This is a genomic window from Mesorhizobium sp. 128a (assembly GCF_053848025.1).
On record NZ_JBSPKY010000009.1, the window covers coordinates 98310 to 114339 of the forward strand.

The window sequence follows — 16030 nt, forward strand, 5'->3', positions numbered from 1 at the left end:
TGCGCTGGGCCAGCGATGTCAGGGTTTCAACACGCCATCGGCCCAGGCGGCAAAATCCTCCATGATGAGGTCGCGGTTCACCTCGTTCAGGCTTTCGTGGCGGGTGTCGGCGTAAACCTTTGAAGCCAGATTCGAAAAGCCCATCGCGCGCATGCGTTTGGCGAGATGATCGATGCCCTTGCCATAGTCTGAAGCCGGGTCCTTCTCGCCGCCGACGATGCTGACGGGGAGGTCGCGCCGGACGCCGGCAAAGCCGGAATCCTTGCCGCCGTTCTGCGCCATCTGGACGACATCGCGCCACATCGAGATCGAGGCGTCCCAGCCGCAGAGCGGATCGGCGATGTATTTGGCCACTTCCGCTTCGTCGCGCGACAGCCAGTCGAACAGCGTCTTGTGGTTGGGCACCGCCTTGCCCCAGGCCTGGAAGGTCAGCCGGGGCAAGATGCGCGAGGGGACGTCGGAGCCTAGCCTGAATCGCTCATAAGCCAGGATGGCTAGCGCAAGCTGACCAAGCAGACCTTGCGAGAAATTGCCGTTCCAGATCGCGGCGGCGTGCACCCGTGGCGAGTGCGCCAGGAGGTAATTGAGCGCCACCGAAGCACCCATCGAATGGCCGAACAGGATGACCGGCAGGCCGGGCTGCTCCTTGGCGATCAAATCGTGGACTGCGTCGACATCGGCGATCACCTTGGCCTGGCCGCCTGTGCCAGCGAACCTGCCGAGCGGGGCATCGGGCGCCTTGGTCGCGCCGTGGCCGCGATGGTCCTGGACGTAGACATGAAAGCCACGCGGCGACAGGTAATCGGCGAAGCGGGCGTAGCGCGCGGCGTGTTCGGCCAGGCCGTGGTTGATCTGGACGACCGCGCGCGGGCTACCCTCTGCGTGCTTCACGTAAAGGTTGAGCGCCGCCCCGGTCGGTGAGGCCAGCGTCGTCTGCTTGTCAAATGCCATGTCTCGCTCCCTCAATGACTGTTGGGCGACGGCGGGAGCGACGTCAAGGGGAGGTTGGGAAGCGCCAAGCCGCACCTTGTGGACATTGTTTTTTTGCGGCCGGCGAAAGAAATCGTAATTCTGACATGTCGTACGTTTCTAGCTTGCGCCATGACACACTAGGAGTGCTGGAATGCGGATATCGGCAATAGTGGCTGCGGTGTTTGTTGCGCTGGCCGGCGCGGGCGCTGCGCGAGCCGACGTGAAGATGAGCGGCTCCTTCGTAGCCGATGCCGCATGTCCGGCAACGCAGGCGATCAAGAGCGGCAAGAACCCGGGCAATATCGCGACCGCAGCCGGACAGAGCTACGACCTCCTGGCCGGCAACAAGGATACGCCGACGCATTACCTCATCCGCGTTCCCGGCGCCGATCCGGAGCGTCGCTGGGTCAAGATCAGCTGTGGCCATGTTACCGGTGGCAGCGCGTCGGCCCAGCCGGCCGCACCAGCCGATCAGGGCAAACCTGCGGCTTCGGGAAAGCCTGAATATGTCTTTGCGCTGAGCTGGCAGCCGGCCTTCTGCGAAACCAAGTCGAGCAAGCCGGAATGCCAGGCGCAGACGGCGGGCGGTTTCGACGCGTCGCATTTTACCTTGCACGGCCTGTGGCCGCAGCCGAACGGCAATTTCTATTGCCAGGTACCGGCGAGCGACAAGGCCAATGACAATCCGGCTCATTGGGCAGACCTGCCGCCGGTCGATCTCGATGCCAACACGCGCGCCGAGCTTGACCAGGTGATGCCGGGCACGGCGTCCAAGCTCGAACGGCATGAGTGGATCAAGCATGGCACCTGCTACGGCAAGAGCCAGCAGGAGTATTTTGCCGAGGCGTTGAACCTCATGCGGGCGGTGAATGCCTCGCCGGTGCGCGAGCTTTTCACCAAGAATGTGGGCAAGCAGCTGACCTCGGACCAGATCCGCAACGCTTTCGACAGCGCCTTCGGCGCCGGCGCCGGCGCGCGGGTGCGCGTGTCCTGCCTGGTCGATCCGTCAAGCGGCAGACGGCTGATCGGCGAGCTCACGCTCGGCCTGACCGGCCCGATCGGCCCGGACAGTTCGCTGGGCAATCTGATGCTCGCCTCGGCGCCGACGACCAAGGCCGGCTGCCCGAAGGGCTCGGTCGATGCGGCCGGGTTCCAGTAGGATTTCCGTCTGTCGCCTCGCAGCGACGCGGTGATAAGGTCTGGACGCATTTCATTCGGCGGGGGGCGATAAGCGGCATGACATCAGGCGCACTGGCGCGGCTGGCTTTCTGGGCCAGGGGAATGATTGCAATCCAGGACGGCCGCATGGAATGGCCGGGCTTTTCCTATACCGATGCCGAGTGGGCGCGCATGCGCGTGCTCGCCGCGCCGATCGGGGCCGGCCGCTACCAACTGTTCACTTGGGTCAATGCCGCGATCTTCATCGCCATCGCCGCGCTCGGCATCGTCTGTGTCTTCCTGCCGCTGGCAACCCTCTTGTTTCCAGTGCCGGCCGAGACCAGCGCGCTGAAATTCTCAGCTCTGCTGGCGGCATGCGCTTTCCTCATCATCGGACTTGGCCTGCCAATCTCAATGCGCCTGTCCAGCGCGCTCATGGCCTCCAAGGACATGCGCGCCGGCCTTGTCACCGAGGCCGGCGACGATGCGCTGGCGGCGAAAGTGTCCTGGCAGGTCAACCGCATCATGCTGGTCATGTGCGGCCTGCTGGTGCCGGGCATCCTGCTGTTCATCGCGTACGATATCGATGCCGGTCCGATCATCACCACGCTGAAATGGCTGGCGATCGCAGTGATGGGCGTTTCGGTTGCGGTCAGCGCGGTGCAGCAGCGCAAGCGGAGCCAATAGGCGCCAGTGCTTCAGCCGCTTATGCCGCGTCCGCGGTGTGAGTGTCCGCGCGGCCTGCGATCGATCCTGTTTTGACGCTGAAGAGTTAACCGGCGATTTCAGCGCGCCCTGCGACCGGCGGAAAACTTAACGTGCGGTGTACGCCCGGCTTGAAATGGCAAAAGCGATTGCCGTTCGGCCCGGCATCGCCTACATAGCGCCCAACCTCCATTCAATCCGACATTTTCGGTCAACTGTCAGGGAAAGCGCGCGTGGCTCGCCAGTTCATCTATCACATGTCCGGCCTGTCCAAGGCCTATGGCACCAAGAAGGTGCTCGATAACGTTCATCTGTCATTCTATCCGGATGCCAAGATCGGCATTCTCGGGCCTAACGGCTCGGGTAAGTCGACCATCCTGCGCATCATGGCCGGGCTCGACAAGGAGTTCCAGGGCGAGGCCTGGCTGGCCGAGGGTGCTACTGTCGGCTATCTCGCGCAGGAGCCGCATCTCGACCCGAACAAGACCGTGATGGAAAACGTCATGGAAGGCGTCGCCCGGAAGACCGCCATCATCGAGCGCTACAACGAACTGATGATGAACTATTCCGACGAGACGGCGGACGAGTCCGGCAAGCTCCAGGATGAGATGGACCGGTTGAACCTGTGGGATCTCGAACAGCAGGTCGAGATGGCGATGGACGCGCTGCAGTGCCCGCCAGGCGATTCCGAAGTGACCAACCTGTCGGGCGGCGAGCGCCGCCGCGTCGCGCTTTGCCAGCTGCTGCTGCGCCAGCCCGACCTTCTACTGCTCGACGAACCGACCAACCATCTCGACGCCGAGACCACGGCGTGGCTGGAAAAGCACCTTCGCGACTATCCTGGCTCGGTGCTGATCATCACCCACGACCGCTACTTCCTCGACAATGTCACCGGCTGGATCCTCGAACTCGATCGCGGCCGCGGCATTCCTTACGAGGGCAACTACACCAAATATCTCGACGCCAAGGCCAAGCGCCTGATTCAGGAAGGCCGCGAGGACGACGCCCGCCAGAAGTCGATCTGGCGCGAGCGCGAGTGGATCCAGTCCTCGCCCAAGGCACGCCAGACCAAGTCCAAGGCGCGTATCAAAGCGTACGAGGAATTGGTCGAGCAGTCGCAGAACCGCAAGCCGACCGACACGCAGATCGTCATCCCGTCGAGCGAGCGTCTCGGCAATGTCGTCATCGAGGTCGAGGGGCTCAACAAGGGCTTTGGCGACGAGCTTCTGATCGAGAACCTGTCATTCAGGCTGCCGCCCGGCGGCATTGTCGGAGTCATCGGCCCGAACGGCGCCGGCAAGACGACGCTGTTCAAGACGTTCACCGGCCAGGAAAAGCCGGATGCAGGGACGGTGCGTATCGGCGAGACCGTCAAGCTCGGCTATGTCGACCAGAGCCGGGACGCGCTCGATGGGAACAAGACGGTGTGGGAGGAGATTTCAGGCGGCGCCGAGATCATCAAGCTCGGCAAGCACGAGGTCAACAGCCGCGCCTATTGCTCGTCCTTCAACTTCCGTGGCGGTGACCAGCAGCAGAAGGTCGGCAATCTCTCGGGCGGCCAGCGCAACCGTGTGCATTTGGCCAAGATGCTGAAGGGTGGCGGCAATGTGCTGCTGCTCGACGAACCGACCAACGACCTCGACACCGAAACACTGGGCGCGCTGGAAGACGCGCTCGAAGCCTATGCCGGCTGCGCTGTCATCATCAGCCACGACCGCATGTTCCTCGACCGCATGGCCACCCACATGCTGGCCTTCGAGGGCGACGCGCATGTCGAATGGTTCGAAGGCAATTTCGAGGAATATGAGAAGGACAAGCTGCGGCGCCTGGGTGCGGAAGCAGCGGCGCCTCACCGCATGACCCACAAGCGTCTGACGCGGTAAGGGATACAGCGGGCGGCGGGTTCTCAAAGCGATATGAGGAGCTCAAATGGCTGATTGGTCCGCCGCCCAATATCTGAAGTTCGAGGATGAGCGCACGCGCCCAGCGCGTGATCTCGTAGCGCAGGTGCCGGTGGATTTCCCGCGCCGGGTGGTCGACATCGGCTGCGGGCCGGGCAACTCGACCGAGTTGCTGGTCGAGCGCTGGCCGGATGCCGAGGTCAGTGGCTTCGACACTTCGCCCGACATGATCGAAAAGGCGCGGGCGCGCCTGCCCAGCGTCAACTTCGACCTTGCGGATGCCTCGACATGGCAGCCGGACGAGCCGGTCAACGTCATCTTCGCCAATGCGGTGTTCCAGTGGCTGCCCACCCATCCGGCTGTCTTCCAGCGGCTGATGGGCTTTCTCGCGCCCGGCGGCGCGCTGGCTGTCCAGATGCCCGACAATCTGCTTGAACCGTCGCATCAGCTGATGCGCGAGACCGCGGCCGAAATGCCGTTCACTGCCAAGATGGCGGGGGCTGCGCGCGGACCATTGCCGCCAGCATCGTTCTACTATGATCTGTTGTCGCCGCTCTCCGACCGGGTGGATATCTGGCATACGGCCTACAATCATCCGCTTGATGACGCCGAGGCGATCGTCGAATGGGTGAAGTCGACCGGGTTGAAGCCCTTTCTCGATCCGCTGGACACGGACGAGCGCAAGATTTTCCTCGGCAGCTACACCGCCAAGATAAAACAGGCCTATCCGAAGACCGCAAACGGCAAGGTGCTGCTGCGCTTCCCGCGCATTTTCATCGTCGCCAAGCTGGCCAGTTAATACTTTGGCGAACGCCTCCAATGCGCACGGCTTAAGCCGGCGTAAACCGGCCGGGTGAGAAAAGTGTTGCGCCGAGCCTTTTCGTCGCCCACATGAGAACGACAACGCCTGCGCATGGACGGACTGGATATGCATCGCGTCATCATCAGCGGCATCGGCGTTGAAATCCCTGAAGCCAAGATCACCAATGAAGAACTGGTCGCCAGCTTCAATGCCTGGGTCGACGCCGAGAATGCGCGACGCGAGGTTTCGGGCGAGACGCTGCTGCAGAAATCCGACAGCGCCTTCATCGTGCACGCCTCGGGCGTCCAGACCCGTCATGTCATCGAGCGGGAAGGCATTCTCGATCCGACCCGGATGGCGCCGCGCATCCCGGCGCGGCCCGACGATGCGCTGTCGCTGCAGGCCGAGTTCGGCGTCGCCTCGGCGAAAAAGGCGCTCGACCATGCCGGCCTGAAGCCGTCCGACATCGATCTAGTGATCTGCTCGGCCTCGCACCAGCAGCGCCCATATCCGGCAATCGCCATCGAAATGCAGGAGGCGCTGGGCACCAACGGCGCCGGTTTCGATATGGGCCTTGGCTGTTCGTCGGCGGCCGCCGCTCTGCACATCGCGGTCAATCTGGTGCGCACGGGCGCGCACAAGCGGGTGCTGGTGGTTACCCCGGAGATCATCACCGGTCATCTCAATTTCCGCGACCGGCAGACGCATTTCATCTTCGGCGACGCGTCCGTGACGATGGTGGTCGAGGGTTTGGCCAAGGGCGAGAAGCGGCCGGGGCGCTTCGAGGTGCTGGACACGCGCACCTGGACGCAGATGTCGAACAATATCCGTACCAATCTGGGCTACCACACCCGCACCGCCCAGGACGACCCCTACATGATCAACCTCGAGGGCAATCTGATCAAGCAGGTCGGCAACAAGGTGTTCAAGGAAGTCACCGTCGCCGGCCACAAATTCATTGTCGAGTTCCTGGCCGAGCACGGGCTGACGCCGCATGCCGTCCGGCGCTTCTGGCTGCATCAGGCCAATGCGCGGATGAACGCCATGATCCTGAAGCTGGCTTTCGGGCATGAGGTCGACCATGACCGTGCGCCAATGGTGCTGGAGCGGCTCGGCAACACCGCCGGCGCCGGCGCCATCATCGCGCTGTCGGAAAACCACGCTGACATGAAGCCTGGCGATTTCGGCGTGCTGTGCGCGTTTGGCGCCGGTTATTCGATTGGTGGCGCGCTGTTGCGGATGTTGTAATCAGGCTGGCGCGAACGGCACCAGCATTGGCACCCGTCGAACATAATCGTCATAGGCACTACCCAGTTCGCCGCGCAGAAAGCGCTCCTCAAGCCTTGCCTTGACGATGATGCCGATGGTGAGAAAGGCCGCGCCGGCGATGCCCCAGACCGTGCCTTTGGCCGCCATGGTGGCCAGGATCGCCAAGAGCAGTCCGGTATAGATCGGATGGCGGACCATTCCGTAGGGACCGGTATCGACGACACGATGTTCGGCCTTGGCCGTCACCGAAGCCGACCAGAGACGGCCGAGATGAAGCCGCGCCCACCAGGCGAACAAAAGGCCAATGGCGATGAGCCCCGCGCAGATCCACGCTTCGGCAAGGGTCGGAAACCAGAACCTCAGCCGGCCGGCATAGCCATGCGCGGGAATGAACAGCAGCACCGCGCCGAGCAACCACAAAGCGCGATAGCGAAGCTCCGCCTGGATGCCGGCGCGCTTTTTCACCGGATCGGACCAGAAGGCGGCTAGAAACCAGGACACGACCCAGATCAGCCAGAGCAATGTGATTGCCGTCCCGGGGCGCATGGGAGATCTCCAGACTTCTCTCACCATGAAGCCGGTGCAGCACGGCGGCATTGCGGCGCAATGCGCAACTGGTTCCCTTTTTCAGGTAAGAAGATCGTGATCCGCGCTCATTGGCCGGAGAACATCCACTGCACTCCAAAGGCGTCGACCAGCATGCCGAAACTGCTTCCCCAATATTGCCTCGCCAAAGCCACGGTGATGCGGCCGCCTGCGGCCATGCGGTCGAAAAGCTCGCGCATTTTGGCCGGGTCGTCGAACTCCAGCATCAAAGCGGAGCCTTTCATCGGCTCCGCATCATCATTGTCGGACGCGTGAAACACCACGCCCGGACCTTCGAAGCGCGCATGCAGGACGTTTCCGCGCATGGCTTCTGTGCGCACCGGCATGCCGTTGTCACCCCAGCGCAGCAGGATGGTTGCCCGGCCAAGACCGCATTGTTCGTAGAAGGCCAGTGCCAGTTCGCAATTGGTGGTGAAGAACAGCGAAGGGGAGAGCCGCATCGGCTGGTTCCTGTTCGATGGCGTTTTGCCGTATCACTGCGCGGCCGTGGCAGCTGCAGCGATGAGGGCTTCACCCGTATACTGCCTGTCGCCGATACCCCAGCCGCCGTCGGGCGCGTTGACGATGTTGATCCAGGTGTTTTCGGGCCTGTGACCGGGCACGCAGAGCTCGGCAACTACAGCGGCGGCAGCGGCAATGAAGGCCTTGCGGGCATCGACAGACGAAAGGCCGATGTTGGGCAGTTTCAACTCGACCATGACGACAGGTCGATTGGCGCCGCCGGCGTAGATGTGGTGCGGCGGAAGGATATGGACCGTGCCACCGACAATCTCGGTGAAGAACGCATTGCCGGTGGCGCCAGAGGCTTCGATGAGAGCGGCGCTGAGACGCGGCAGGATCTCGTGCTCTCCCGCCGGGGTCAGTACGCCATGCGGTGCGGTTACGGTGATGGGCATTTTCTATCCTCTCCTGGTATCGCATGGCCCTGCAGTTGCTGCTTGCCATGTTTCGTATCGATTGTTACGTTATGCGGAGAAGCTGAGTCAATAGGTTTCGTATCGATCGCTATGGATAATTTGGAAAAGCAGCGCGGCGGTCGGCCACGCGCCTTCGATCCCGACCGGGCACTGGATGCGGCGATGCATCTGTTTTGGGAGCATGGCTATGAGGCGACGTCGCTCACCATGCTGCGCGAGGCGATGGGGCTGACGCCGCCACAGATCTACAACGCCTTCACCGACAAGGAGACTTTGTTCCGCATGGCGCTTGAGCGCTACCACCAGACCGAGATCGGCTTTGCGCTGGAAGCGCTGAGCGCCCCGGTTTCGACGGGGGAGGCGATCCGGCGGTTGCTGCTCGGGGCGGCGGCGGCCTATTCCAGGCCCGGCAAGCCCGGCGGCTGCCTGTTCGTCAGCGGCGCGCTGGCAGCCTCACCACAGGCGCAGGCCATTGCCGATGAGCTCAAGACCTATCGCAAGGCGAGCGAAGCGGCGATCGCGGGACGGCTGGCGCAGGGCAAGGCAAAAGGTGACTTGCCGGAAGGAATTTCCGTCGAGGGCTTCGCCAAATACCTGGCCGGGACCATGAACGGCATGTCGATCCAGGCGCGGGACGGCGCTTCGGTGGAAGAGTTGCGCGCTTTGGCCGAGACCGCTCTTGCGGCCTTGCCGCTCGAGAGGCAAAACCACGGGCATGATTCAGAGACAGAACGCCACGCCGGATCTCTTCCCCGAGGCTGAGAGGCCGGTCGAAATCATTCCTGCCAAGAAGCTTTCCGCCAAAGTGGCGGCGCTCTACGTCGCGCCGTCAGATCATTTCCAGACGCGCCTGGTGGAAGAGTTGCGGCTAGGTTTCGACGGTATCGACGGCGACTTCCACGCCGGCGCCACGCGCCGTTCCGGCGGGCGCGAACCCTGGTATCCGCGTGGCACCGAAATGCGCAACGAACGGCAGATATCGATCGTGGCGGCGGACGAGCTCGCCATCGTCGCCGAACGGATGGGCCTCGCCGAAATCAAGCCGGAATGGATCGGCGCCAATCTTTCTATGGAAGGCGTGCCGCATCTGTCGATGCTGCCGTCAGGCACGCTGTTGTTCTTCAGGGATGGGGTGACGATCAAGGTCGATGCGCAGAACGGACCGTGCCGCCTTGCCGGACGTTCGATTGCCGAAAATGCCGGCATGGCCGATCGCGAGGCCGGCGCGCTGGCCTTCCCCAAGGCGGCGAAGCGGCTGCGCGGCCTGGTTGCCTGGGTCGAGAAACCGGGTTGTATTACTACAGGGGAAGAGATTTCGGTGCGCGTGCCCGAGCAGTGGATTTATCGGGCCTAAGTATCGCTCAGGGAGGGGCTGCGCCGCCAAGGCGACGCAGCCCATCTCTAGACGCGTTCAAGCTGCCTTGCGGTTCTTCTTCGCGCCCTGCGCTTCGACCGAAACGTGGTCCCACTTTTCCCAAAGCGCGATGCGGTTGGCGTATTCCTGCTTGATCATTGGCAGGCCGCCGTCGCCGAAGAACACGCGCAGCGGCGGCTCCGCGGCATCGACGATTTCGAGCATCGCCGGTCCGGTGGCCTCGGGGTCACCGGCCACGGCGCGGCTTCGGCGCTCGGCCATTGCGGCACGGGCAGGCGCGTAGGCCTCGATCGGCTTGGAGACCTTGGCCGAGGCGCCGGACCAGTCGGTGGAGAAGCCGCCCGGCTCGACCAGCGTGACGTGGATGCCGAACTCGGCAACTTCCAGGCTAAGCGACTGGCTGAAGGCTTCGAGCGCCCATTTCGAGGCGTGGTAGAGGCCGAGCGAGGCAAAAGCGTTGACGCCGCCGATCGACGAGATCTGGATTATGTGGCCCGAGCGCTGCGACCGCATGATCGGCAACGCGGCCTGAGTGACCCAGAGCGCGCCGAAGACATTGGTCTCGATCTGGTCGCGGGCTTCCTGTTCACTGACTTCCTCGATGGCGCCGAAATGGCCATAGCCGGCATTGTTGATGACGACGTCGAGCCGGCCAAAACGCTTGTGCGCCTCGGCGATTGCCGCATTGACGGCCTTCTTGTCGGTGACGTCGAGCTTTATTGCGGCGATGTTGTCGCCATATTCGGCGACGAGATCGGCGAGGGTGCCGGCGTCACGCGCGGTCGCGGCGACACGGTCGCCACGAGCGAGCGCTGCCTCGGCCCAGACGCGGCCAAAACCCTTCGACGATCCGGTGATGAACCAAACCTTTGATGTCATGATGTTGAATCCTTGCCCATGCGGGCCGTGAATTGGGGATGGAAACGGAGGCTTCTCCGTTTGTGCCATATACGGTGCATCCCGCGATTTTCCAGAGGGGAGGGAGATTCTTTTTGAGGCTGCCGGTTAAGCAACAGGCTCGGTTGGTCAGGGATAGCGCACCGGGATCGCCCAGGCCGGGTCGTCATGCTTTTGCCGTAGCGCGCCATCAGCCGACTGGTGATCGCGCCTATCTTACCGTCGGCGACAGGAGCGCCGTCGATCACCGTCACCGGCATGATGCCGCCGGCTGTGGAGGTGATGAAGACTTCGTCGGCTCCCTTCAGCGCGGCGACGCTGACATCAGCCGGGGCGGCGGCAAGGCCGGGCTTCGGCGCAAAGATCGAACACGGTTCGCCGGGTGATGCCGGGCAGAACGCCGATGGCCGGCGTCGGTAGTTGGCCAGCCTTGACGCAGAACACGTTGAAGCCGGGGCCTTCGGCGACATTGCCGTCTGGAAATGACATTTTGTAATCTCCCCTTATCCCCACACGGGCTGCAATAGTGCTGTATCTGTAGGCGGACTGTCGAATCCCCAGGCACTGTGATGCGACTTACAGAGCGGCCAGCCAAAGGTCGTTAACCATGGCGCAAAGGTCTGAAGCGCGGAACAGGCTGGAACAACAGCGGACTCTAAAGGTTGGTTCTGCGCCGGGTCTCCAACGCCCGGGCCAACTGCGCCTGCCGCTGCCGTGAATGGAGCGGCAGGCTTCTTCGGCCGGCGGCCTTTGGTGACCCAAATGGGGTCAGTTATTTGGCACCGCAATTGCATAGAGAAGACATGGTTGGGGGTGGGTGAGGGTCCGCCACTTCATCGCGAACGACGGAACGGGGTAAAGCAAATGCGGATGCTGGTCGGGCCTGCCAAACGGGAAGGAACTTCTCGAACCATCTTCGATCGACCTTTGATCGACGGCCATGTCAAACCTGGAACTGGCGGCCCGGTGATAACGATCGAAGCAGAGGGCATTTACTCGGAAGATTCGAAATACCGATACCAGATTGAATTTACGCTGGGTGAACTTGAGGCACTTATCGGAAGCAGCGGCCCGGCACCTGGGGCGGGTAGGCCAGTAAGCACCGGGCCTAACCGGCAGGGGCATCAAGATGGCGGCGCCGGCTGAAGGAAGGTATACGCGCCCGCTAGTACTGGCGGAATACAACCAAATGAACGAATGACGCAACCAAAGGGTGGAAAGCCTTTTGCATTTGGCGGACTTATATCACTCTGAACGCGGCGGGCATTGACCCGGAGACGTTTCGGGAGGCTTTGCGTGGTTGCGATTTCGTAAGGCACAAGCGCAATGACGATTGGACGGTTGAGGTTGACGCCGCGAGCACGAGTCGATGCGCACCCTAGTGCTGATACGCGAAGAACGAGCCTAAGCCTCGGAAACTGTAAACTCTGCGCAATCGTAACGACCGGGATAACGTATCGGAAAGCCCGTGTCGTAACCGTTGGTTCAACCATTGCTGGTATAACAAATGGTGGGAGCGGCTCCGACACACTGTGGCGGGTGAGTTGCCGGAGCCGCCTGCGCAGCCTCGTGGGCACTTTGACCGCGCCGTCTCATTCTGGGACAGCGCGGTCAATGATTCGTTAAAATCTTCCGAAACTAATAAAGCTCGCGCTAAGTGACCCGCCGGCTGTGAGGCGCGGACCCTCCAATAGCCGCCAGGGGGCCGCCTGCTACAGACTGAAGGTGTACTCGAAAATATGCCCTCGTTTCTCGTCGGCCACTCTGATCCACACGGTCTCGTGTGTGCGCAGGGTCACGTCACGTTCAGTCGCATCCCGTGCCGCCCGCAACGGCGTTTTGGCATCGATCACGTGGGTTGCCGTGACCTCGTCACCGCTCATTTCTTCAACCTGATATGTCGGCAAATCGCGCTCCTTGGGGCGGTTGTCAGGGGGAACGTGGAGGCTTGGCGTTTTGTTGCAATAGGGGGACGACGATTTCCGGCTTGCAAATCGAAGTTAGCCAGACTTGGGCCCAAAAAAATGCCCAGCCGAAGGAGCCGGGCAGTTTGTCTTGGGAACCACTGAGAGGTATCAGTACTTGCGATTTTGCCGCCCCAACATGACGACCGAATGAATTCCTAGGCAATGTCCCCCCAGCCGCGTTCCAGCGTTCCTAATTTTGGAAAGGAGGAGACCTCTATGAAAACTTCAGATTTGCACGATGTCGCCGCCACGCTCGCACGGATAGCGACCCCGGCGATGGCGCCGAAGGAACTAGTCAAGGCCGTGAAGGCGGTGCACCCAAAGGCCTCCAGAAAAGACATAACTCGCGCAGCGTTCTATTCGATTATCGCCAACTCAGAAGACGCCGCCAAGGCCAAGCATCTACAGGCGTTTGCCATCGCTGAACGTATCGAAAGTGAGACGTAGCTCGCGCGGCCCTAGGCCGACGGCCAGCCCTACAACGCTGTCGCCGTGCTGACCCGGCAATAGCCGTAGCGGCTTCATTCTTCTTCATCATCGGCTTCGAGCAGGCGTGTTGCCCGCCAGCGCGTCAGCACCATGTTGGTCTGCTCGATGACGAAAAAACGCGCCGAGTCGCGGTCATAGCCCTCGGCCAGCAGCTTTTCATAGTGGGTATGGCCGTGCCTGATATGGGCGATCGTCGCCAGCCACACCGCAATGCCAGGCGGCAGCGTCTTCATGTGCACCGCGCCGGCTTCGGCACGGATTTTCTCCATGTCGGCATAGGGCGCCAGCGGCAGGAGCGCGGTCAGCGCCTTGGCGATGGCGCGGCGGCGGCCGGTTGGCGCGCTCATTTCTCGTCGCGCCCGGCAATGGTCGCCTCAGCAAAGGCGTCGGTCGAGGCGAAATAGGGTTTGATGTCGATGACGGGCGTTCCGTCGAGCACATCGATGGCGTCGATATCGATGCGGCCGCTGCCGATGTCGACGGCGATCAGCCCGGCGACATGCAGCCCGATCGGGTTCGGCCGGGCAGGCGAGCGCAGCGAGAAAACCCCTTTCGGCTCAGCCGCATGGCGCGGCTTTTGCACAATCAGACTCCGCGGCGCGTGATGCAGCCAGGACAGGATTACGATGTGGCTGGCGCGCTCCAGGGCAAGCAGGCCGTCGCGAAAGGCGGGGTCGATCAGAACCGTCGCCGCCTGTCCGGTCTCGCGGGCCGCGCGCATGTTCTTCGGGCAGCTTTCCCTTGAAGTCCATGGCGAGGCGACGCGGCCGATGAACACGACTTGGCCATCCGGCGGCATATCGGCCGGATCGACCTGCAGGAGCTTTTCGCCGTCACGCGTCTCGAACATGTTTCGCCTCTACCACATGTTTCGCGACCATCGTCACGGAAAAGCGGCTCCCCGAGGCAGGGATCACGTGTGCGGCATTTTCTTGTCAGGAAGCGACATAGGCCTTGCCAGCCAGTCGAAATCGACATAAACATATGTTTATATCTTTTTCAATGGGACCGCGCCCATGCATGTTTCGCTCGATACGATGGTGGATACGCTCAAGGCGGCGGCCGAATCGAGCCGCCTGCGCATCCTGACGCTGCTGTCGCGCGGCGATCTTACCGTGTCCGATCTCACCGAGATACTCAGTCAGTCGCAGCCGCGCGTGTCGCGCCATCTTAAGCTGCTGATGGAAGCAGGGTTGATCGGCCGCTACCAGGAGGGCTCCTGGGCATTCTTCCGGCTGTCGGACACGGATTCCGCCCGCGACTTCGTCATGGGTCTGGTCTCGGGCATTCGCGGTGCCGATCCGCAGGTCGAGCGCGATCTCGAACGGCTGGCTGCCGTCAAGCGCAAGCGGCAGGACCGTGCGGCCGAATATTTCTCCGAAAACGCCGCCAGCTGGGATCACATCCGCTCGCTGCATGTGCCGGATCGCGCAGTGGAAGCCGCACTCCTCAAGCTGGTCGGCAAGCGACCGTTCCAGTCCATGCTCGACCTCGGCACCGGCACCGGGCGGCTGCTTGAAATCTTCTCGCCGCTCTACCGGCGCGGCGTCGGCATCGACATGTCGCGCGAGATGCTGACGGTGGCGCGCGCCAATCTCGACAAGGCCGGCGTTTCGAACGCGCAGGTTCGCCAGGGCGACATCTTCGCACCGCCGGTCGAGCGCGACGCGTTCGATCTCGTCACCATCCATCAGGTGCTGCACTATCTCGACGACCCGGCACGCGCCATCCGCGAGGCGGCGAGGCTGTTGCGCCCGGCGGGCCGCCTGGTGATCGTCGACTTCGCGCCGCATGCGCTGGAATTCCTGCGCGACCAGCATGCGCATGTCCGGTTAGGCTTTTCCGACCGGCAGATATCGGAGTGGTTCGCCGAGGCCGGACTCGACCTCGAAGATGCCCAGGAGTTCGAGCCGCGCGGCGGCAACGAAGCCAGGCTCACCGTCAAGCTGTGGCTCGGCCGCGATCGCCGCATGCTGATCGCCGAGCCTTCAAACGACACACTACCGGCCAAAGCATACCAGATTGGGGAAACCGCCTGATGAACCAGTTCCGCTTTTCCCGCCGTCCCGACATTGGCGACAAGGTCCGCGTTTCCTTCGAGTTCTTCCCGCCAAAGACCGACGAGATGGAAGCCAGGCTCTGGGATACCGTCACCAGGCTCGAGCCGCTGAAGCCGAAATTCGTTTCGGTGACCTATGGCGCCGGCGGCTCGACACGCGAACGCACGGCCCGCACGGTCAAGCGCATCCTCAACGAGACGACGCTGACGCCAGCGGCGCACATGACCTGCGTCGACGCCGCGCGCCATGAGGTCGACGCCGTGGTCCGAGAATTCGCCGAAATGGGCGTCCGGCGCTTCGTCGCCTTGCGCGGTGATCCGGCGGCGGGTGTCGGCACCGCCTACCGGCCGCATCCCGATGGCTATGCCAATGGCGCCGAACTGGTCGGGGCGCTGAAGGATGCCGGCGATTTCGACATTTCGGTCTCGGCCTATCCGGAAAAGCATCCGGAAAGCCCCGACTTCGCCACCGACTTCGACATGCTGAAGCGCAAGGCCGACAATGGCGCGACGCGGGCGATCACCCAGTTCTTCTTCGACAACGATCTCTACGAGCGTTACGTCGAGAAGGCGCGGCGCGCCGGCATCTACATCCCGATCGTGCCCGGCATCCTGCCGGTGCACAATTTCACCCAGGTCGCCAACTTCTCCGCACGCTGTGGCGCGCTGGTGCCGGCATGGCTGGCCGAGCGTTTCGAAGGGCTGCAAAACGACCCACAAACGCATGCGCTGGTGGCGTCGGCGGTGGCGGCCGAGCAGGTGCTCGACCTGGTCGAGCGCGGCGTCAGCGACTTCCACTTCTACACCATGAACCGCGCCGATCTGGTGTTCGCCATCTGCCATATGATCGGCATCCGCTCGCATGAGGCGGAAGTGGCGGGGTCGGCGGCAGCTTGATTTGAGCTGAAATGCA

19 protein-coding genes and 1 pseudogene are annotated in these 16030 nt (G+C 62.6%); 11 read left to right on the forward strand and 9 right to left on the reverse strand.

The genetic code is table 11. The features are described 5' to 3' along the window. Nucleotides 1-18: 18 nt before the first annotated feature. On the reverse strand, nt 19-951 hold the full coding sequence (locus ACWTU9_RS16560; protein WP_455859217.1) for an alpha/beta fold hydrolase: 933 nt from the start codon (nt 949-951) through the stop codon (nt 19-21). Between the two features lie 172 nt (nt 952-1123). Here ACWTU9_RS16560 and ACWTU9_RS16565 point away from each other — a divergent pair, with 172 nt between their 5' ends. The 5 genes from ACWTU9_RS16565 (at nt 1124) to ACWTU9_RS16585 (ending at nt 6786) form a co-directional block, all read left to right on the forward strand. Beyond that, nucleotides 1124-2131: a ribonuclease T2 family protein gene (locus ACWTU9_RS16565; protein WP_455859218.1), complete on the forward strand. Its 1008-nt coding sequence runs from the start codon at nt 1124-1126 to the stop codon at nt 2129-2131. Between the two features lie 77 nt (nt 2132-2208). Continuing rightward, complete coding sequence (locus ACWTU9_RS16570; protein ID WP_455859219.1) at nt 2209-2817, forward strand: hypothetical protein; 609 nt, start codon at nt 2209-2211, stop codon at nt 2815-2817. 251 nt (nt 2818-3068) lie between these two features. Continuing rightward, nucleotides 3069-4718, forward strand: a complete 1650-nt coding sequence (gene ettA / locus ACWTU9_RS16575) for an energy-dependent translational throttle protein EttA (RefSeq protein ID WP_454585222.1) — start codon at nt 3069-3071, stop codon at nt 4716-4718. A gap of 46 nt (nt 4719-4764) precedes the next feature. Continuing rightward, nucleotides 4765-5535, forward strand: coding sequence for a trans-aconitate 2-methyltransferase (gene tam / locus ACWTU9_RS16580; RefSeq protein WP_455859220.1), 771 nt, complete (start codon nt 4765-4767; stop codon nt 5533-5535). A gap of 129 nt (nt 5536-5664) precedes the next feature. Beyond that, complete coding sequence (locus ACWTU9_RS16585) at nt 5665-6786, forward strand: beta-ketoacyl-ACP synthase III (RefSeq protein ID WP_455859329.1); 1122 nt, start codon at nt 5665-5667, stop codon at nt 6784-6786. On the opposite strand, the gene ACWTU9_RS16590 is transcribed toward ACWTU9_RS16585, so the two are convergent. The 3 genes from ACWTU9_RS16590 to ACWTU9_RS16600 form a co-directional block, all read right to left on the reverse strand. Then, nucleotides 6787-7353, reverse strand: coding sequence for a methyltransferase family protein (locus tag ACWTU9_RS16590; RefSeq protein ID WP_455859221.1), 567 nt, complete (start codon nt 7351-7353; stop codon nt 6787-6789). It abuts the gene before it with no gap. A gap of 107 nt (nt 7354-7460) precedes the next feature. Next, the gene (locus tag ACWTU9_RS16595; protein ID WP_455859222.1) at nt 7461-7853 is read right to left on the reverse strand and encodes a VOC family protein; all 393 of its coding nucleotides are present in this window, start codon (nt 7851-7853) and stop codon (nt 7461-7463) included. 33 nt (nt 7854-7886) lie between these two features. Then, the gene (locus ACWTU9_RS16600; RefSeq protein ID WP_455859223.1) at nt 7887-8309 is read right to left on the reverse strand and encodes a hypothetical protein; all 423 of its coding nucleotides are present in this window, start codon (nt 8307-8309) and stop codon (nt 7887-7889) included. Nucleotides 8310-8420: 111 nt separating this feature from the next. Here ACWTU9_RS16600 and ACWTU9_RS16605 point away from each other — a divergent pair, with 111 nt between their 5' ends. Beyond that, the gene (locus ACWTU9_RS16605; protein WP_455859224.1) at nt 8421-9092 is read left to right on the forward strand and encodes a TetR/AcrR family transcriptional regulator; all 672 of its coding nucleotides are present in this window, start codon (nt 8421-8423) and stop codon (nt 9090-9092) included. Further along, nucleotides 9046-9684, forward strand: a complete 639-nt coding sequence (locus tag ACWTU9_RS16610; protein ID WP_455859225.1) for an MOSC domain-containing protein — start codon at nt 9046-9048, stop codon at nt 9682-9684. Before ACWTU9_RS16605 ends, ACWTU9_RS16610 begins: the two co-directional genes overlap by 47 nt. 57 nt (nt 9685-9741) lie before the next feature. On the opposite strand, the gene ACWTU9_RS16615 is transcribed toward ACWTU9_RS16610, so the two are convergent. Together ACWTU9_RS16615 and ACWTU9_RS16620 are read right to left on the reverse strand one after the other, a co-directional pair. Further along, nucleotides 9742-10584, reverse strand: a complete 843-nt coding sequence (locus ACWTU9_RS16615) for an SDR family oxidoreductase (RefSeq protein ID WP_454585215.1) — start codon at nt 10582-10584, stop codon at nt 9742-9744. Between the two features lie 147 nt (nt 10585-10731). Then, nucleotides 10732-11079, reverse strand: a pseudogene (locus tag ACWTU9_RS16620) (aminotransferase class IV); the annotation flags it as partial. 387 nt (nt 11080-11466) lie between these two features. On the opposite strand from ACWTU9_RS16620, the gene ACWTU9_RS16625 reads away from it, so the two are divergent. Then, nucleotides 11467-11748: a hypothetical protein gene (locus tag ACWTU9_RS16625; protein WP_454574862.1), complete on the forward strand. Its 282-nt coding sequence runs from the start codon at nt 11467-11469 to the stop codon at nt 11746-11748. A gap of 566 nt (nt 11749-12314) precedes the next feature. Here the strand turns inward: ACWTU9_RS16625 and ACWTU9_RS16630 are convergent. Continuing rightward, the gene (locus ACWTU9_RS16630; RefSeq protein WP_455859226.1) at nt 12315-12509 is read right to left on the reverse strand and encodes a hypothetical protein; all 195 of its coding nucleotides are present in this window, start codon (nt 12507-12509) and stop codon (nt 12315-12317) included. A gap of 276 nt (nt 12510-12785) precedes the next feature. On the opposite strand from ACWTU9_RS16630, the gene ACWTU9_RS16635 reads away from it, so the two are divergent. Beyond that, a complete protein-coding gene (locus ACWTU9_RS16635; RefSeq protein ID WP_455859227.1) occupies nt 12786-13016 on the forward strand; it encodes a hypothetical protein in 231 nt (76 codons plus the stop codon). 74 nt (nt 13017-13090) lie between these two features. On the opposite strand, the gene ACWTU9_RS16640 is transcribed toward ACWTU9_RS16635, so the two are convergent. Further along, nucleotides 13091-13405, reverse strand: coding sequence for a DUF2293 domain-containing protein (locus ACWTU9_RS16640; RefSeq protein WP_455859228.1), 315 nt, complete (start codon nt 13403-13405; stop codon nt 13091-13093). Then, nucleotides 13402-13908, reverse strand: a complete 507-nt coding sequence (tsaA, locus tag ACWTU9_RS16645) for a tRNA (N6-threonylcarbamoyladenosine(37)-N6)-methyltransferase TrmO (protein ID WP_455859229.1) — start codon at nt 13906-13908, stop codon at nt 13402-13404. Before tsaA ends, ACWTU9_RS16640 begins: the two co-directional genes overlap by 4 nt. Before the next feature lie 166 nt (nt 13909-14074). Here tsaA and ACWTU9_RS16650 point away from each other — a divergent pair, with 166 nt between their 5' ends. Both ACWTU9_RS16650 and metF read left to right on the forward strand, forming a co-directional pair. Then, nucleotides 14075-15097: an ArsR/SmtB family transcription factor gene (locus tag ACWTU9_RS16650; RefSeq protein ID WP_455859230.1), complete on the forward strand. Its 1023-nt coding sequence runs from the start codon at nt 14075-14077 to the stop codon at nt 15095-15097. Continuing rightward, nucleotides 15097-16014 (forward strand): methylenetetrahydrofolate reductase [NAD(P)H], encoded by a 918-nt coding sequence (gene metF, locus ACWTU9_RS16655; RefSeq protein ID WP_454589733.1) that lies wholly within the window; start codon nt 15097-15099, stop codon nt 16012-16014. Before ACWTU9_RS16650 ends, metF begins: the two co-directional genes overlap by 1 nt. Nucleotides 16015-16030 lie beyond the last annotated feature (16 nt).

Excerpts from the sequence above, each read along its gene's own strand:
- ACWTU9_RS16560 (WP_455859217.1), bottom strand. The coding sequence starts at position 951 with ATGGCATTTGACAAGCAGACGACGCTGGCCTCACCGACCGGGGCGGCG.
- ACWTU9_RS16565 (WP_455859218.1), top strand. The coding sequence starts at position 1,124 with ATGCGGATATCGGCAATAGTGGCTGCGGTGTTTGTTGCGCTGGCCGGC.
- ACWTU9_RS16570 (WP_455859219.1), top strand. The coding sequence starts at position 2,209 with ATGACATCAGGCGCACTGGCGCGGCTGGCTTTCTGGGCCAGGGGAATG.
- tam (WP_455859220.1), top strand. The coding sequence starts at position 4,765 with ATGGCTGATTGGTCCGCCGCCCAATATCTGAAGTTCGAGGATGAGCGC.
- ACWTU9_RS16585 (WP_455859329.1), top strand. The coding sequence starts at position 5,665 with ATGCATCGCGTCATCATCAGCGGCATCGGCGTTGAAATCCCTGAAGCC.
- ACWTU9_RS16590 (WP_455859221.1), bottom strand. The coding sequence starts at position 7,353 with ATGCGCCCCGGGACGGCAATCACATTGCTCTGGCTGATCTGGGTCGTG.
- ACWTU9_RS16595 (WP_455859222.1), bottom strand. The coding sequence starts at position 7,853 with ATGCGGCTCTCCCCTTCGCTGTTCTTCACCACCAATTGCGAACTGGCA.
- ACWTU9_RS16600 (WP_455859223.1), bottom strand. The coding sequence starts at position 8,309 with ATGCCCATCACCGTAACCGCACCGCATGGCGTACTGACCCCGGCGGGA.
- ACWTU9_RS16605 (WP_455859224.1), top strand. The coding sequence starts at position 8,421 with ATGGATAATTTGGAAAAGCAGCGCGGCGGTCGGCCACGCGCCTTCGAT.
- ACWTU9_RS16610 (WP_455859225.1), top strand. The coding sequence starts at position 9,046 with ATGATTCAGAGACAGAACGCCACGCCGGATCTCTTCCCCGAGGCTGAG.
- ACWTU9_RS16615 (WP_454585215.1), bottom strand. The coding sequence starts at position 10,584 with ATGACATCAAAGGTTTGGTTCATCACCGGATCGTCGAAGGGTTTTGGC.
- ACWTU9_RS16625 (WP_454574862.1), top strand. The coding sequence starts at position 11,467 with ATGCGGATGCTGGTCGGGCCTGCCAAACGGGAAGGAACTTCTCGAACC.
- ACWTU9_RS16635 (WP_455859227.1), top strand. The coding sequence starts at position 12,786 with ATGAAAACTTCAGATTTGCACGATGTCGCCGCCACGCTCGCACGGATA.
- ACWTU9_RS16640 (WP_455859228.1), bottom strand. The coding sequence starts at position 13,405 with ATGAGCGCGCCAACCGGCCGCCGCCGCGCCATCGCCAAGGCGCTGACC.
- tsaA (WP_455859229.1), bottom strand. The coding sequence starts at position 13,908 with ATGTTCGAGACGCGTGACGGCGAAAAGCTCCTGCAGGTCGATCCGGCC.
- ACWTU9_RS16650 (WP_455859230.1), top strand. The coding sequence starts at position 14,075 with ATGCATGTTTCGCTCGATACGATGGTGGATACGCTCAAGGCGGCGGCC.
- metF (WP_454589733.1), top strand. The coding sequence starts at position 15,097 with ATGAACCAGTTCCGCTTTTCCCGCCGTCCCGACATTGGCGACAAGGTC.